Annotated in this window: 13 protein-coding genes and 3 tRNA genes; 8 read left to right on the top strand and 8 right to left on the bottom strand. The window is 38.4% G+C overall.

Annotation, left to right across the window (positions count from 1 at the left end; genetic code table 11):
- Positions 1 to 334: 334 nt before the first annotated feature.
- The 4 genes from AW17_RS11330 to AW17_RS11315 all read right to left on the bottom strand — a co-directional run bounded on the left by AW17_RS11330 (position 335) and on the right by AW17_RS11315 (position 2,808).
- Positions 335 to 408, bottom strand: a tRNA-Pro gene (locus AW17_RS11330).
- A gap of 50 nt (positions 409 to 458) precedes the next feature.
- Positions 459 to 532, bottom strand: a tRNA-Pro gene (locus AW17_RS11325).
- A gap of 100 nt (positions 533 to 632) precedes the next feature.
- A tRNA-Ser gene (locus AW17_RS11320) sits at positions 633 to 719 on the bottom strand.
- A gap of 82 nt (positions 720 to 801) precedes the next feature.
- Positions 802 to 2,808 (bottom strand): HD family phosphohydrolase, encoded by a 2,007-nt coding sequence (locus AW17_RS11315; RefSeq protein WP_157280269.1) that lies wholly within the window; start codon positions 2,806 to 2,808, stop codon positions 802 to 804.
- Between the two features lie 190 nt (positions 2,809 to 2,998).
- Here AW17_RS11315 and AW17_RS11310 point away from each other — a divergent pair, with 190 nt between their 5' ends.
- The 8 genes from AW17_RS11310 (at position 2,999) to AW17_RS11280 (ending at position 12,044) form a co-directional block, all read left to right on the top strand.
- Positions 2,999 to 3,856 carry an SPFH domain-containing protein gene (locus tag AW17_RS11310; protein WP_029276438.1) on the top strand — a complete coding sequence of 286 codons (858 nt, stop codon included), beginning with the start codon at positions 2,999 to 3,001 and terminating at the stop codon, positions 3,854 to 3,856.
- 5 nt (positions 3,857 to 3,861) lie between these two features.
- Positions 3,862 to 4,383 carry a hypothetical protein gene (locus tag AW17_RS11305; protein ID WP_051691776.1) on the top strand — a complete coding sequence of 174 codons (522 nt, stop codon included), beginning with the start codon at positions 3,862 to 3,864 and terminating at the stop codon, positions 4,381 to 4,383.
- A gap of 1 nt (position 4,384) precedes the next feature.
- Positions 4,385 to 4,552, top strand: a complete 168-nt coding sequence (locus AW17_RS23625; protein ID WP_083488688.1) for a type II toxin-antitoxin system antitoxin — start codon at positions 4,385 to 4,387, stop codon at positions 4,550 to 4,552.
- Positions 4,553 to 5,161: 609 nt separating this feature from the next.
- Positions 5,162 to 6,337, top strand: a complete 1,176-nt coding sequence (locus AW17_RS11300) for an acetyl-CoA C-acyltransferase (RefSeq protein WP_029276435.1) — start codon at positions 5,162 to 5,164, stop codon at positions 6,335 to 6,337.
- Positions 6,338 to 6,374: 37 nt separating this feature from the next.
- The gene (locus AW17_RS11295) at positions 6,375 to 7,271 is read left to right on the top strand and encodes a hypothetical protein (protein WP_051691775.1); all 897 of its coding nucleotides are present in this window, start codon (positions 6,375 to 6,377) and stop codon (positions 7,269 to 7,271) included.
- Between the two features lie 147 nt (positions 7,272 to 7,418).
- Complete coding sequence (locus tag AW17_RS11290; protein WP_083488687.1) at positions 7,419 to 9,008, top strand: peptide MFS transporter; 1,590 nt, start codon at positions 7,419 to 7,421, stop codon at positions 9,006 to 9,008.
- 197 nt (positions 9,009 to 9,205) lie between these two features.
- A complete protein-coding gene (locus tag AW17_RS11285) occupies positions 9,206 to 10,687 on the top strand; it encodes a peptide MFS transporter (RefSeq protein ID WP_029276432.1) in 1,482 nt (493 codons plus the stop codon).
- Between the two features lie 580 nt (positions 10,688 to 11,267).
- Entirely contained in the window at positions 11,268 to 12,044 is a 777-nt protein-coding gene (locus AW17_RS11280; RefSeq protein ID WP_051691774.1) for a polyprenol monophosphomannose synthase, read from the top strand.
- Positions 12,045 to 12,089: 45 nt separating this feature from the next.
- Here AW17_RS11280 and AW17_RS11275 read toward each other — a convergent pair whose 3' ends face one another.
- From AW17_RS11275 to dnaE, 4 genes are all read right to left on the bottom strand, one after another.
- Positions 12,090 to 12,599: a YdeI/OmpD-associated family protein gene (locus tag AW17_RS11275; RefSeq protein WP_029276429.1), complete on the bottom strand. Its 510-nt coding sequence runs from the start codon at positions 12,597 to 12,599 to the stop codon at positions 12,090 to 12,092.
- A gap of 11 nt (positions 12,600 to 12,610) precedes the next feature.
- Positions 12,611 to 13,717 carry a Fic family protein gene (locus AW17_RS11270; protein ID WP_029276427.1) on the bottom strand — a complete coding sequence of 369 codons (1,107 nt, stop codon included), beginning with the start codon at positions 13,715 to 13,717 and terminating at the stop codon, positions 12,611 to 12,613.
- 91 nt (positions 13,718 to 13,808) lie between these two features.
- Positions 13,809 to 14,387 carry a hypothetical protein gene (locus AW17_RS11265; protein WP_029276425.1) on the bottom strand — a complete coding sequence of 193 codons (579 nt, stop codon included), beginning with the start codon at positions 14,385 to 14,387 and terminating at the stop codon, positions 13,809 to 13,811.
- Between the two features lie 10 nt (positions 14,388 to 14,397).
- Positions 14,398 to 17,412: a DNA polymerase III subunit alpha gene (gene dnaE / locus AW17_RS11260; RefSeq protein ID WP_029276423.1), complete on the bottom strand. Its 3,015-nt coding sequence runs from the start codon at positions 17,410 to 17,412 to the stop codon at positions 14,398 to 14,400.
- Between the last annotated feature and the right edge of the window lies 1 nt (position 17,413).

Raw genomic sequence — 17,413 nt, 5'->3', positions numbered from 1 at the left:
AATTAGCTTTTCTCCTAAATACTCCCCAGGGTGAATGTTTTTTTCTAAAAGATAAATATGATAAGAGCCTTCAGAAAGTTCAAACTTATCAAGTTCAAAGTATTCGGTTAAGCCTTCGGGAAGTATTAAAGAAAGTAGTGTGGTGTCCAAAACAAAGTATTTTCACAAAAATAATCAAACTTTAATACTCCCCAACTTTTTTGCTTGATCCCCTTTTTTGCTTGATCCTTAAAAAAGGTTGATATTCATTACCCCATTATAAACCCAATAAAAAAACAAAACCCCCTAAATGAACCATTTAGAGGGTTTTTGATACAGTTTGTATCTGTTTTCGTCGGGATGGCAGGATTCGAACCTACGACCTCCTGCTCCCAAAGCAGGCGCGATACCGGGCTACGCTACATCCCGAACTTGGTATCGATCTTTTAATCCTGTTTTAAAAGTGGATCAACTTTTTGTCGGGATGGCAGGATTCGAACCTACGACCTCCTGCTCCCAAAGCAGGCGCGATACCGGGCTACGCTACATCCCGAACTTGGTATCTTCTTTTTTATTTCCCTTTTTCGAAGGGATTGCAAAGAAACGGTTTTAAATTGACAATTCCATTTATTTTTGCAAATTTTTATTTTCTGCGGAGAGGGCGGGATTCGAACCCGCGGTACCGTTACCAGTACGACAGTTTAGCAAACTGTTCCTTTCGGCCACTCAGGCACCTCTCCTTCTCAACCTCTATTTTCCGCCCTACCGGCGTTGTTTTGAGGTCTGCAAATATAGTAAAACAAGTTATCCAACAAAAAAAAATTACAAAATTTGTTGATAATCTATACGCACATGATAGATGCTCATAAGCATCGTCTTGAATATCAATTTGATAGTCTCAATATCTTTTAACGTTAAATCGCAGTCATCTAACTGATTTTGCTCTAATTTGTAATTAATTATCCGTTCAACGATGTCATTTATGTTCTGAGCATCGGGGTTTTTCAGACTTCTAGAGGCAGCTTCGACCGAATCTGCGAGCATTAACACACCAGTTTCTTTGCTAAAAGGTATTGGTCCGGGGTAGCGGAAAATGTTTTCGTCGACAAATTTTTCAGGTGTATTTTTCAAAAAAGACTGATAAAAATAATCAACCCGGGTATTGCCGTGGTGTGTTCTGATAAAATCGATAATCGCTTCAGGAATCTGGTTCTTCCTCAAAATCTCAATTCCTTTATGCACATGTTGAATAATAATCTGTGCACTTTGCTCATATGGCAGTTTATCGTGTGGACTAACAGCGGTATTCTGGTTCTCGATAAAATATTGTGGATTGTCTACTTTACCAATATCATGATATAAAGCACCTGCCCTTACCAGCACCGAATTGCCCCCTATTTTAAATATCGCGGCCTCTGCAAGGTTTGCCACCTGTAAAGAGTGCTGAAACGTTCCAGGCGCTTTAAAGGCAAGTTCCCTTAAGAGTTTATTATTGGTATTGGTGAGCTCAATTAAGGCTACATCAGATGTGATACCAAAAATACGTTCGAACAGGTAAATTAAGGGGTAAGCTAAAAGAGATAAAAGTACACTAAAAACAAAAGGAATAAAATTCATCCATTCTATTTCGCGAAAAGATCCTTCACGAAGCAGGGCAATACCTATAAAAGAAACAAAATAAGCCAAAAGAATAAATAAGGCCGAAACTAGGAATCTTTCGCGCTTAACAAAGTTTTTTATACTAAATATGGCAACCATGCCCGCAGTAACCTGATAAAACACAAACTCGAAACTATTGGCCACAAAAAAACCAGCAATTAAAATTACCAGCATATGGAGGTAAAGCGCCAAACGGGTATCGAACAGGATCCTAATGATAATGGGCACCACACAGAACGGAATGTAGTACAAACTTGGGATTTCCATTTTAATGGCCCAGGTTAATGCCAGTAACATTCCCGTGGTAACAATCAGGATTAAGGAAAGCTGGCGGTTATCGGCAAAAATATCCTTCCGGAAAAGAAAAAGGAACGACATTAAAATGGCAAGTATAAAGCCAACCAATATTACCTGCCCCAAATAAACCAATGCCCTGCTCCCTATTGTTTTGCTTTGTGCATCGTAAGTTGCTTTATAAGATTCCAGTTTCTGATAAATTTCTTCATCAATAACATCATTCTTCGCTACAATAAGCTCACCCTTTTGCACCATACCCTTGGTAGTAGAGATATTGTTAACCGTATTGTCCTGTATGGTTTGGGTGAGCCGCTCATCAAATACAATGTTCGGGGTAATATGATCAATGGCGAGGTTTGCAACCAGATCGCCCATAACCTGATTGGGGGCTTTAAAATTATCTTTAAAAAACTTCAGGGCCGATTCTGCGGTAAAAACATCCTGTGTATTCTTTTCCTGGGCAACATTGTTTTCAAGTAAAGAAAAGTCATAGTTCTTCCCTCCTGCCTGATGTTTCACATTTAAACCAATAATCCCTTTCTCGTAAATGTTCTGCAGCAATTTATAGGAGGCGCTTTTATATACGTCCTTGTCTTTTTCGTTAAGTTGCTTAGATTTCCATTTTACATCAAACTCATTGGCAAACTCCTCTAAAGCATTTGCCGTAATGCCCCTATCGAATTGGTAAACAGGCAAAATATCTTTTAGCGCATTCTTTTTATCGGCACTAACCTGCGGGTTGGTTTTTAAAATAGCAAAACTGAAGGGCGAAATCAGGTCCTTATTTTTCCATACTGCATTTTTTTCAAACTCATACCTAAACCGGGGCTGTTTGGGCAGGAATAACGTAATAATGAAAACGGTAAATATCATCATCACATATTTTAGGTTTGATGAATACTTCCGGTAAAGGATTTTGTGTGAATTTCTCTTGATTTTAGCCAAAACGATGTAATTATTGTATTGTCAAAAATAGCATTTTTATCTAATATACATTTTACAGGTTTTGTTTGCAATTACCAGATTTTATATTTTACTTTATGATATCAAATTAATATCAATTATGTATCAAGAAAAAATTATTAATCCGCCATCGGGCTATCTAACATTCGCACTATGCATCGCATTGCTGGGCGCTTCTATTTTCTGTTTTGTTTCAGAAATCTTTCTCTGGGGAGGGATTTTACTGGCCATAGATATATTTTTAATATTCCCGGGCTTTTTAATCATCAATCCCAATCAATCAATGGTGCTCACCCTTTTCGGAAAATATATCGGGACAGTAAAAGCCGATGGATTTTTCTGGGTAAATCCCCTAACCGCTAAAAGGCGTTTATCGTTAAAAGCGAACAATTTAAACGGACAGCAGTTAAAGGTTAACGATAAACTGGGCAACCCGATCGAAATTGCTGCTGTAGTGGTTTGGAAAGTAAACGAAACTGCCAAAGCCGTTTTCTCTGTAGAAAACTACATGCAATATGTAAACATCCAAAGCGAAGCTGCTGTAAGGCATTTGGCCAACATTTTCCCTTATGATCATGCTGAGGGCGAAGAAACCAGCATCACGTTAAAAGATGGTGCTGATAAAGTAAGTGAACTTTTAGAAAACGAATTGAACGAACGTTTATCGAGAGCAGGCATTGAAGTTTTAGAAGCCAGAATTTCGCATTTGGCTTATGCACCAGAAATTGCCAGTGCCATGTTACAACGCCAACAGGCCACTGCAGTTATTGCTGCCCGTAAATTAATTGTTGAAGGCGCTGTAGGCATGGTAGAGATGGCTTTAGAGAAATTATCTCAAAAAGGAATTGTTGAACTGGATGAAGAGCGTAAAGCAGCTATGGTAAGCAATTTACTGGTTGTACTTTGTGGCGACCGCCATGTACAGCCTGTGGTAAACACCGGAACACTATATAATTAGGCAAAATGGAATTTGAGGAAAAACAAAGCTTAAAACTTTGGTGGCTTTATATTTTATTGGCTATTGATGCCGTTATGGTCGGCAGTATTGTACTTTTTGATAAAGGCGGAATGAGCTTTGAAACTTTAAAAGCTACTTACTTTGCACCATTTTGGGCAGTACTTCTTCCTTTTGCGATTATTTACCTGCTTCAAAAAAATAAAATGACATTGCAGATCAGTACGGCAGGCATTTCTTACAAATATTTTCCATTTCAAACCAAATTGAAGCTATTGAGTTGGGGCAACATCGAGAAAGTTTATATTAATAAGTACAATGCTTTAGGAGATTATGGCGGATTTGGGGTTCGCAGCAGGCTTTGGTTTAAATTTAACGACAAGGCCTATATCCTAAACGATAAAGATAAAGGTTTACAGATTGAATTTAAAAACGGCAAAAAGCTCCTGTTCAGCTCAAATAAGGTAGAAGAACTGCAAATGTTCCTTATTAATTTAAAAACGAGGTATAATATACAAGCAATACAATAGAATGGCGGAGAAAGATAAAAAAGCTTTTGTATTAAGAATTAGTCCTGCTTTATTAAAAGAAGTAGAAACCTGGGCTGCCGATGAGTTTAGAAGTACGAACGGGCAGATCGAGTTTTTACTTACGCAGGCATTAAAATCAAGAAAGAAAGGTAAAGCAAAAGAGGAGTAACAGCAAAACTTCCGAAGTTTTCAAGGCCCAGAGCATCAGCAAACTTCGGAAGTCTGTTAATATTTGGGCGTTCCCCAAGCTACGCAAGGGTCGGGCTTTTTCAGGGCTGCGCTTTGCTCCGGTACCGATTAAAACCTGTGAAACAAGCAAGCATACCGTAATTAAATAAAAACAGATGCTTAATCGGCACTGAACCCTTACAATCGCTAACGCTAACCACCCCGCCCTGCGGGCACCCCTCCTTAAACAAGGAGGGGTGCAATCGACGGTAGAAAGACAACCTAGCCAAAGAACCACCAAACCCAAGTAATTTAAACCTGATGGCAGCGACAGCCCCGAAGTATGAGGGCTACAGCGAACAGCAGGACGGAATTCCCCTAAGTATCACTACAGCACCTTTCCAAAAACCCATTAAAACTTATTATTTTCGAATAGGCTAAAATTATTTTTTATACGTTATTTTTAAACCTCGGAGGTTTTGGAACGGCGTTAGCCCTCAATGAGGCTAATGAAGACATCAGAAACCCCGAATTAAACTTGCGAGGTTTGTTTAATATTTAAAATGCATAACTTAGCGGCCTAACCAAAAATTCATAAAATTTAGTTTACATGAAAGAAGTTGTAATTGTATCAGCTGTGCGAACGCCTATTGGCAGTTTTGGAGGCTCATTAGCTCAATTTTCTGCTACTCAACTTGGCGGCTTTGCCATTAAGGCTGCTATTGAAAAAGCCGGATTAAAACCAGAACAGATCCAGGAAATATATATGGGTAATGTTTTATCTGCAAACCTAGGGCAAGCGCCAGCTACGCAAGCAGCAAAATTTGCAGGTTTACCAGATTTACCTGCCACTACAATAAATAAAGTATGCGCTTCGGGCACAAAAGCAATTATGCTTGCCGCGCAAAGCATTGCAAATGGCGATAATGAAATTATTGTAGCAGGTGGCATGGAAAGCATGAGTAATGTTCCCTATTACCTGGATAAGGCAAGAAATGGCTATCGCTTAGGCCATGGACAAATTACAGATGGCTTGGTAAAAGATGGACTATGGGATGTTTATAACGATTATCACATGGGGTCTGCCGCCGAGCTTTGTGCTACAGCATGTAATATTAGCCGCGAAGCACAGGATGATTTTGCAATAGAATCGTACAAAAGAGCGCAAGCTGCACAAACTTCAGGTAAATTTGCCAATGAAATTGTAGCCATAGAAGTTAAAGACCGTAAAGGTGACATTACTTTGGTTGATACCGATGATGAACCAACTGCTGTTAAATTTGACAAAATACCTTCATTAAAACCTGTTTTCAAAAAAGATGGAACAGTAACTGCAGCAAATGCATCTACCTTAAATGATGGCGCAGCGGCATTGGTTTTAATGAATGCTGATAAGGCAAAAGAACTGGGCTTAACACCTTTGGCCAAAATATTAGGCTATGCTGATGCACAACAAGCACCGGAGTGGTTTACAACTGCACCATCAAAAGCAATTCCATTAGCTTTACACAAAGCCAATGTAAATATAAAGGATGTAGATTTTTTCGAAATTAACGAAGCTTTTTCTGTAGTTTCCATTGCGAACAATCAACTTTTAGAACTAAATGACAGCCAGGTTAACGTTAATGGTGGCGCCGTTTCATTAGGTCACCCACTTGGTGCATCGGGCGCAAGAATTGTAGTTACCTTACTTTCGGTATTGGCACAGAACGACGGAAAAATCGGTGTTGCCGGAATCTGTAATGGTGGTGGTGGCGCAAGTGCGCTTGTTATCGAGAAGTTATAAATTTTTGGTTTTGCAAAATCTTTGCGCATTTAATCGTATGAAACTTATCAGATTTTATATCCTTTTAATCTTTGGAACGCTAAGCTTTAACTTAAAAGCACAGCAAGCGCCAAATAATTTAGCGGTTTTTCAAGATACACTGGTTAAAATATCGGTAAGGGTTATTGCTGCTCAAAGCGATGCACAAAAATTAGAAATAAACGGCAATTTTGTAAAAACTTTGGTAGAAGCTTTAAAAGCCACCAATTCTTTTTCTTATCCATTCGATTCGCTTAAAAACGTATCGGTAATTAAATCATCCGATCAGGCTTTTAGGATTTTGAGTTGGTATGTACTACTCGAAAACGGTACATACCGCTATTATGGCGCCATCCAGATGAATACCAAAAGTGGCCCATTGAAACTTTATCCACTGATCGATCAGACCGAAAATTTAGTCGACCCGAACAGCATTACCAATAACCAAAAATGGTTTGGTGCCAGGTATTATGAAATTGTTCCGGTAACCAGTGGGAACCGCTTGCCTTATTATATACTTTTAGGCTGGAAAGGAAATACACCATTTACCACTAAAAAAGTAATCGACATCCTTTCTTTCGATAAAGATAACCCCACTTTTGGTGCTCCGGTTTTCGATGGAAAAGAGCTGAAAGGAAAAAACAGGGTCATATTCGAGTATGCCAAATCGAATGCCATGACTTTAAAAACCGATCTGAAAGCAGGGATGATTGTTTTCGACCACCTTGCCTCATTTGATTCTGAAATAAAAGACAAATTTGAATATTACGGATCAGATGGTACTTTTGATGGCTTTAAAATCATTGGCGGAAGACTAAAACTACAGGAAGATATCACACTTAACAACGATCCGAATTTGAGTGATGAGCTTTATGCCGACCCAAAGAAAAATGTTAAACCCATCAGAAAGTTTTAAATCTTAACAAACCTTAACAAATCATTTACCTAACACATCATTTAAAAATTTGTGAGTTTGGCATTCGCTGACTATATTGCGCCCTGCTTAACTGGCTTAAACAACACACAAATTCTGAATTCATAAACTAAAACCAACAAATGTTTTATGCAAACATCTAATGAAACCATTAGTATTGACCATAGCAAGGAACTAGATCTCCACTTAGACAGTAACAATGTATCCAAAGAAAAATTATTTAGCCACCCCGTAGGCCTCTTTGTGCTATTTTTCACAGAAATGTGGGAAAGATTTAGTTACTATGGAATGAGATCATTACTTGTTTTATTCTTAGTAAGCGAAATAAGTAAAGGTGGCTGGCACTGGACAAGGCCAGAGGCTTTACAACTCTACGCCTGGTACACAGGTTTAGTATATTTAACGCCAATAATTGGTGGCTTAATTGCGGATCGGCTGACCGGATACAGAAAAGCTGTTATCGTAGGCGCTTTAATTATGACCATTGGCCACATATCAATGGCGTTAGAAGGTTCAAACACCAATTTCTTCTATCTGGGATTATTTTTATTAATTGCTGGAAATGGATTATTCAAACCAAACATTTCTTCCATCGTAGGTAAACTTTACCCATCTACAAGTGATAAAAAAGATGCTGCTTACACTATTTTTTACATGGGCATTAACTCTGGTGCCTTTTTAGGTATGTTAATGTGCGGTTATATAGGCGAAAAAGTGGGCTGGCATTGGGGTTTTGGATTAGCGGGGGTATTTATGTTTTTCGGAATGCTCCAGTTTTACTTTGGACAAAAAATATTTGGTGTTTTAGGTGCTGCTGTAAATAAAACAGAAAAAGTAATTGATCCCACTGATGAAGTTTTACCAAAAAAAGTAAGCAATCAACGTTTAGCTGTAGTCGCTGTATTTTCAATTTTTACCATTTTCTTTTGGATGGTATTTGAGCAGGCAGGCGGCTCAATGACTATTTTTGCTAAAGATTACACACTTAGAAATTTAACAGGAAATGCCAGTACAATTTTTAAATGGGTTGATGCAATACTTACTATTTTCCCACTCATTGCGGTAACTGTTGTTTTATTAAGCCTGGCGGCGAAAATCGCAAAAAAATATCCCGCCACAATAATTTTCACTGCAATAAGCTTCATAATTATCTGGGGATTAGCCATTTGGAAGGTAGAAAAAGAATTTACCGCTTTAAACACAGAAGTTCCTGCTTCATGGTTTGGGATTCTAAATTCATTCTTTATTGTTTCCCTTGCACCATTTGTGTCTAAAATATGGGAAACTAAATTTAACCCAAGTGGACCTGTAAAATTTGGACTCGGTTTAATTTTTGTAGGTGTAGGTTTCGCAGGATTGGCTTATGGAGGTATGGATATTGCAAAAGGCGCTACATCTGCTCAGGTAAGTATGTTTTGGTTAATTTTCGCTTACTTCTTCCATACCGTTGGGGAATTATGTGTTTCGCCTGTTGGATTATCTTACGTTAGTAAATTAGCGCCGGCCAAAGTGGTTGGTTTAATGTTCGGTGTATGGTTTACCTGCACAGCCATTGGTAACTGGTTAGCGGGTACTACCGGCGGCCTAATTGACAAAATAAGTTCAGAATACTCCATTTCGATTTTCTTCTTGATATTTACCATTATTCCTATTGTTGCAGGCTTAATTATGTTTGCTATAAGTCCGATATTGCGTAAATGGATGCACGGCGTTCACTAATCAAAAAAATACATTTAACAAAAAGAGGTTGTATCATAAAATATAGATTTGTCATCCTGAGCTTGTCGAAGGACCTGTTTAAATACGCTTTAAGGTGTTTCGACAAGCTCTCCGTAGGAGTCCTTTGGACAACATGACAGCATCTGGGCTGAAATCGCCTTTATGATACAATCTCTTTTAATTTTTAAACCTATTTAATGGAAAAAACAGTTTCAATAGAAGATATTCAAAATTTTGAGGGAAAATACCCGAAACAGCTCTGGCATTTATCGTTGGTAGAAATGTGGGAGCGTTTCTGTTTTTACGGAATGCGCGGGGTATTGGCTTTCTTTATGGTTGAGCAACTGGGTTTAAGCGACCAAAAATCGAACTTACAGTACGGTGCTATACAAGCCTTTGTTTATGCCTTTACTTTTATAGGTGGTATTTTTGCAGACAAGATTTTAGGTTTCAGAAAATCTCTTTTTTGGGGCGGGGCTTTAATGATTATCGGGAACTTAATCTTAGCCTTCTCTCCACACGATTTATTTTATGTTGGAATTACCTTATCTATTATTGGAACAGGTTTCTTTAAACCCAATGTTTCATCAATGGTTGGCGAATTATACCACGAGAAAGACAACCGCAGAGATGCGGGATATGGGCTTTTTTATGCCGGTATTAATGTTGGTGGATTATTGGGCGGTGCGATGTGTATTTATCTTGGTAAATATTACAGCTGGCACCTATGTTTCTTGTCCGCTGCACTGGTAATGATGTTCGGTTTGGGCACATTCATTTTTACAAAAAAACACTTAGGTCCGATCGGGAATTCGCCTTTGCTGCATCTTAAAAAATCAAAACAGCAGCTATGGGAAATAGCCGTTTACGTAGGGTCGATACTTTGTATTCCACTGATTTATATCATGGTAAAAAACACGGCCTTTACCGATTATTTCATGTACACCATAGGTATTATTGCCCTGGTTTATTTCTTGTACGAAACGTTTAAAATAAAAGATAAAAAAGCACAATATAAACTACTCGCTGCTTTCGTTTTTATCTTCTGTTATTTCATTTTCATGGCCATATCTGAGCAGAGTGGCGGTTCACTATCATTATTTGCAAAGGACAATCTTGATCATAAAATCCTCTTTTTCAATATCGATCCGAATGTGGTAAACAATAGCGTTAACTCGTTCTTTGTTATTGTTTTTAGCCCGATTGTTGGCATTTTGTGGTTAGGTTTATACAAACGTAAAATAGAACCGAACACGGTTGTAAAATTCGGAATCGGCTTCCTTTTACTGGCTTTGAGTTTTTACGTGTTTTACGCCACAAGGTTCTTCGCCAATGTACAGGGCATTAGCTCGTTAAATATATTTACGTTAGCCTATTTATTATTAACCCTTGGCGAACTTTGTTTGGGCCCGATAGGTATGTCGATCATTACTAAACTTTCGCCAAAGAAAATGTTCGGGATGATGATGGGGCTTTGGTTTTTATCAAGTGCTTTCGGGCAATTGGCTGCTGGAAAACTAGGCGCAGAAATGTCAAGTATTGATAATGCATCGTTGCCAACTAAATTAATGGCTTATACCGAAGGTTATAAGGCCTTGGCTTTATATTCATTAATTGCAGGTTTGGCGCTGATTATTTTCTCGCAATTGGTTAAAAAGTTAATGCAAGAGGTGAGGTAAGAAAGTAATCGTCATTTCGATCCCGGATGTTCGGGAAGAAATCTATAAAACGATTATTTATTGATATACTGAAAATTTGGAAAGGAAAAGATAGTGGTTCTTGGAGGCCTGCTGTCCCGCTCTTGTTCCAAGTCCTCGCCCTCATGCTTCGGTCTACGGGCTTTACACGCCGATCGGGTTTAGGAACAAGGTTTGTACCGTAAAGCTGAAAGTAAATACAACAGTCAGTTGAGCCCCGTAATCCTTGCAAAACTGCTAAACCAGATTACAAATCTGGAGAACGAAGATCTGGATTACAAATCCGGACCACACAAACTTTGAAAGTTAATCTGCGGTGATCTGCTAAATCAGCGGGAAATATATGGGAGAGGTCTTCGACTACGCTCTCCACAGGAGTCCTTTGGACAGACTGACAAAGCTTTAAAAACAACGAATAAAACAAGTTCAGGAAGACGAACTATCTCGAATTAACGAAAATTCATAAAGGTTTCATATTAAATATTTACTTTCGCAGTCTAAAAGCAAAGTGTAATAAATATATAAACACAGGAAGCTTACATTATTAAAAACCACAACAAACGTGTCAGATAGTTTAGTCATCATTCCCACCTACAACGAGAAGGAAAACATCGAAAAGATCATTAGAAAGGTTTTTTCTTTAACACAGCCTTTTCATGTTTTAATTATTGATGATGGTTCGCCTGATGGAACTGCTGAAATTGTAAAATCTTTACAAGACGAATACGAAGGACATTTATTTATTGAGGAACGCGCAGGGAAACAAGGATTGGGTACAGCCTATATTTACGGCTTCAAGTGGGCATTACAACACGATTATGCTTACATTTTTGAAATGGATGCCGATTTCTCGCACAACCCCGATGATCTATCACGCTTACGCGAAGCCTGTGTAAACGGTGCTGATGTAGCCATTGGCTCTAGGTATGTTAAGGGTGTAAATGTGGTAAATTGGCCAATGGGCAGGGTTTTAATGTCGTATTTTGCTTCAATGTATGTACGTATGATTACCCGTATAAATATTCAGGATGCTACTGCAGGGTTTAAATGTTACCGCAAAATTGTGTTGGAAACTATTCCATTAAATAAAATTAAGTTTGTTGGTTATGCGTTTCAGATCGAAATGAAATTCACTGCGATTAAATTTGGTTTTAAAGTGGTCGAAGTTCCAATCATCTTCACCGACCGTACCGAAGGAACATCAAAAATGAGCACCCGTATCTTTAGGGAGGCTTTTTTAGGCGTAATACAAATGAAAATTTGGAGCTGGTTTAGGAATTATAACAGGGAGTCCGAAGTCCAGAGTCTGAAGTCCAGAGTCCGAAATCCAGAGTCTTAAATCCACATCGTCTAGTTCTATTGACTTCCGACTAAGGACTATAAATTAAGACTTCCCCTGCGATTCTCTGATCATTGCGCCAAAATCTTGCCCTTTATCCATGGCTTTAACAGTCATTACGATCCTTTTGGTACGTGTAGGCTCGATTTTAGCCTGATTGATCCAGTTGATGTAATAGTTTTGGTGCGATTTAGGCTGTTTTAAAAAATTCCGGATTAAATGTTCTTCTTCTGATAAGCAGATTTCGAGGTCTTCGGGCATTTCGATTTTAAAATCTTTATCTTCTTCTAAATAGAGTTCGACACCTGCTCCGGCTTCTTTTCTTAATTTTTTACGGACTTCGCCTTTTAAAGCAATAATAAAATCGCCCTCTCCCATGGGGATGGTTGCCATACCGCTAATCTCCAACTGATCTATCTTTCCTTTTACCCTGAAACTCTTTTTACAATCTGGTTTGATTTCATTGGCCAGTGCTGCCGGAATAAAGACATAACTCCAGCCGGTTTTTTCGCCCATGGTTTCGAAACGCTCTATTTCTGCTTTAAAGTGGATCATGGTTTAAATAATTATAATTCTTTAATTTTATAATGCACACTCCTACCGCCACCAAAAGTTATTAAAATCCCTAATCCCTCTAACTCCTTTAAATCTCTTGTAGCAGTTGCTTTTGAAGTTTTAGTGATTGAAATATACTTTTTTGCAGTCATCCCGCCTTCAAAGCCATCAATCCCGAAACTGTACATCTTTTGCAAAACCTTCCTTTGCCTGTCATTAAGCTTCGCGCCAAATAAGTCGAAAACTTTTATTTTGCGGAGTGTAAAATCGATCATTTGCTTGGCTTCTAATTGTGCCTGAAGTGCAATCGCCGCAAAATATTTAAGCCATGCAGAAATTTCATTACTCCTTTGGGCGTTTTTTAAAGCTTGATAATAAGCAGACCTGTCACTTTCAATTGCTTTAGATAAGCTGAGCATTACTGGCCTACCTAATGTTTGAGAAATCGTTTTTTCAGCAATTGCTCTCCCGATACGTCCGTTCCCGTCTTCGAAAGGATGGATAGTTTCGAAATATAAATGTGCAATACCTGCCCTTATTACAGGATCTTTAATTTCTTTAGCTCCTCGTGGTTTGGTTTCATTAAACCAAATGATAAAAGCTTTCATTTCGCTAACAACACGATGCGATGGTAGCGCTTCAAAATGAACTTCTTCTTTACCCACCCCACCAGACACAACCTGCATCGGATCATCGCTTTTTCTCCAAGTACCGATGTTTATATGTTTATTGCCTGTAAATAAAAGCTCGTGCCAATTCCATAAGGTATCTTCAGTTAGTATGTCAGAAAAGGAATTTCTCACATCAATCATTAAATCAGCTATTCCAGAAGCACGTTTATCTTTAACAACATCAGGTGTTTTATTAAGTCCGAGATTATTTTTTATGGAAGACATCACATCTTTTCTACTCAAAAACTCCCCTTCAATCTCAGATGTCTTTATGGCTTCAGATAATATCATTTCAAGCAATGTTTCCTGTCTGATATCATCAGGCAATGACTTTAGTAAAGCATTAACCTCGCCTGTTTGCTGTGCAAAATTATAGAGATCATGTTCAAAATCTTTTATAGAAAAAGTAAAATTTGGCCAGGTTGATAGTTCCCAATTATATTGCATGAGCCGAATATACGACTTATTCGGCTCAAAAAAAAGCCAAATCATGAGCCGATTAGGGGAATTAATCGGCTCACACCTAATAAACTTCCTTTTATTGAAACAATGAAAGTTGTCCTTGTTTAGGAGGATTTCCCAAAAAATAAAATTCGTAAATGACCTCATACTGTCCTATCTCATCATTGAATTTACGAATTGCAATCTTCTCACATAAAAAATTCAAGCTAACTTCTTCGAATAGATCTTGAGCTATTTCAATATCTTCGGGATGTAGTTTCCTCCCAATAGAGATATGGGCATCAGTTCCATTCATTACTTTCTTATATCTCAAGCCTGGTCTAAATCTTTTAAAAAGATTATTCAAGTAAGGTTTAGAACTCTTGTTAGGCAAAACAACAACTGCTCCGTTTTTTTCCGAAGCAATCAAATGATCAAACATCACAAAGTTTGGTTTTTCAGCATAACAAAAGTCTTTAATATAAGATATGTAAAAATCAAATTCACACTTATTTGCTTCAAACAGAGCAATCGTAACATGTGCTTCTGAATCTCTACTATTATACCAGCCAACCTTAGACCAGAGCATATCTTTTAAAACTTTAACATCATTAATAGCTTCTCGGTGAGGGTAAACAACTATTGAATACCAATCTCTGTTTAATTTTAAATTCATATCAATTTATTTAATCAATTGCCACCGGGTTCATTTGAATATCCAATTTGGCGAACTTTAAAACTTCGATGCTCTGAAAGCCGAAATCTTCTACCACTTTACCTAAAATAAGGTAACAGCCCTTTCCTTTAAAGGGATACATGGGTGTGCTATTGGGGAAATGGGTCGTATCAAAAAAATCGCCATTGGCATCTAAAAAAGTACCGAACCACATTTTGGTATTTTTAATGGTGTGTACCGTTTTTTCGCAAACATAGCTCCCTACCATTCTTACCGTTTTACCCAAATGTTTGTGCAGATCTACCGCCATAACATCACCACAATAAGGCGTTTTTAAAAAATCGAACATTTTATAATTGAGCGGATATCCCAATAACTCTAATTCTGTGTAAGCATTTTCGAGTTCGGAATCGGCCAAGGCGGGGAGCTGATAGGTTTTGTAACTCAGCTTAAAAAGCTCGGCATGATTCACTTTTTTTTGTTTAAACCCAAGGTAGTTATGCACATCCCAAAGCAGGGTTTTCCGATCTTTCCCAGTAAAACGCAAGGCGCCCAAACGGATTAAAATAATGGCCTGTTCTAATGAGATGCAGGTCCGCCTTACAAAATCTTCGAGATCTATATACAAACCATTTGCAGCACGTTCTTGTGGAATAATTTTGATGATTTTTTCTTCCAAGCCCTGAACGGCAATGAAGCCCAGATAAGCATCTTCGCCTTTTATATTTACCACATCATCGCTACAGTTAACGCAGGGTAAATGCACCCTTGCTCCTGTTTTTTGCAATTCGTGCACGTAAACCCATCGACTGTAAAAACCACCATAATTATTCAGTACCGCTACCATAAATTCCATGGGGTAATACGTTTTCAAAAATAAACTCTGGTAACTTTCTACTGCAAAAGAGGCTGAATGTGCTTTTGAAAAACTGTAACCGGCAAAAGAAGAAATCTGTCGCCAAACTTCGCTAATGAGTTCTTCTGAGTGCCCTTCTTTTCTGGCTGAAACAAAAAACTTATTCACCAGTTCATCAAAAGCCAGTTTAGAACGGTATTTTCCACTCATCGCTTTGCGCAGGATATCGGCATCGGCAAGATCTAGACCTGCAAAATAATGGCATACTTTGATCACATCTTCCTGATAAACCATTACCCCATAGGTTTCACTAAGCCGCTCTTTCATCACCTCGCAGAGGTATACTACTTTATCGGGTACGTGATAGCGTTCGATATAGGATTTCATCATGCCTGAGCTGGCCACGCCCGGACGGATAATGGAACTGGCCGCCACCAGGGTAAGATAATTATCGCATTTCAGTTTTTTGAGCAGTTGCCGCATAGCCGGCGATTCGATATAAAAACACCCTATGGGCTGCCCTTCTTTAAGGATACCATTCAATTTCTGGTCTTCTTTAAAAGTTTTAAAATCGTGGATATCGATATCCTTTCTCTTATTTTTTTTAATGAGCTGCACGGCTTCGCGGATATGCCCGATACCCCGCTGACTTAAAATATCGAATTTCTCATAACCTATGGCTTCGGCTTCGTACATATCCCATTGCACGGTTGGGAAACCTTTTGGCGGCATATCCAAGGCTGTATAATAGGTAATTGGTTCTTCAGAAATTAAAATTCCTCCGGCATGAATCGAACGCTGGTTGGGCATTCCTTTCATGTATTGGTACACGACCTGCAATTTCTGGTAAGTAGCATTCAGTAAATTTTCGCGTTCTTTAGTGGGATCTGTAAAACTATCTATTTCGCCTTTGGGTAAACCCAGTACCTTACCAATTTCCCTGATAATTGCACGATCTTTAAAAGTGCTCATGGTACCCAAAAAAGCAACATGCCATTTAGGGTAGCGTTCAAAAATATAACGCTGAATCACTTCTCTTTCGTCCCAGGAGAAATCGATATCAAAATCTGGCGGACTAGTCCGTTTTTCATGCAGGAAACGTTCGAAATACAAATCGAGATCAATCGGATCTACATCGGTAATGCGCAAACAATAAGCTACAATGCTGTTTGCACCCGAGCCACGGCCAACGTGGTAAAAACCGCATTTATTCATGGCATAGCTTACAATATCGAAGGTGATGAGAAAATAGGCGCAGAAGTTTTTAAGTTCGATGATCCGGAGTTCTTTTTCCAAACGCTCAATGGCTTCTGTATTATTTTCACCATAACGGTACTTAAGCCCTTCTTCGGCCAACTCCCGAAGCATTTTTTTATCCCCTTCGAAATCTCCGGTATAAAAAAACTTGTTTTTAGAAATAGGTGTAGGACCATCCTCAAAATAAACACTTAAATCGCAACTATTCAATAAGCGCTGGGTATTCTGAACAATAAACGGATACTGTTCGAATTGCTGGGTTAGTTCTACTTCTGGAATCAGGAACTCATCTGGATCACATTTTTGCTCATCGTTCACTTTACTTAAAAGCGTATTGAGCTCGATCGCCCTAAAATATTCGTGCAGGCGGTAGGTGATCTTATCGCTAACGGTAACAGGATGCCACACCAACAATTTTTCTTTCTGTTTTAAAAGTGGGTGTTTATACAAAAGATTGAGCTGTTTGGCACGGATGCCTACAAATTCATTCGCTTTTAGTACTGGATTAAAAGATTTTTGAAAGGGATAAATGATATAAACATTTTCCATTTCGGGTGGAATATTGGGTAACGGAATATGGTTGATGTTATGGTAGCTTAAAAATTCATTCAGTTCACGCATCCCCTCTTTATTCTTCGCAATGCCCACATACAACAATTTATTATCAATTCGAAACTCGATCCCTGCTACGGGTTTAATCTGATACGGAATATTGCCTTTGTGTATTTCGTCGGCTTCTTTAGCAATGCCTTGTTTATAACACTCGCGAATAAACTCTACTGCCCCAGTTGAGTTATTGATATCAGTAAGTACCATTTGGTGAATACCCAAACGCCGGGCAGTAGCAATTAACTGGTCAATGCGCTGCGTACCATACTTTAGGCTATAAGAAGAATGGACATTTAAAAACATC

The organism is Pedobacter borealis DSM 19626 (assembly GCF_000708285.2).
In the GTDB taxonomy this organism is placed as follows: domain Bacteria; phylum Bacteroidota; class Bacteroidia; order Sphingobacteriales; family Sphingobacteriaceae; genus Pedobacter; species Pedobacter borealis.
This window is presented reverse-complemented; position numbering and strand designations above follow the sequence as displayed.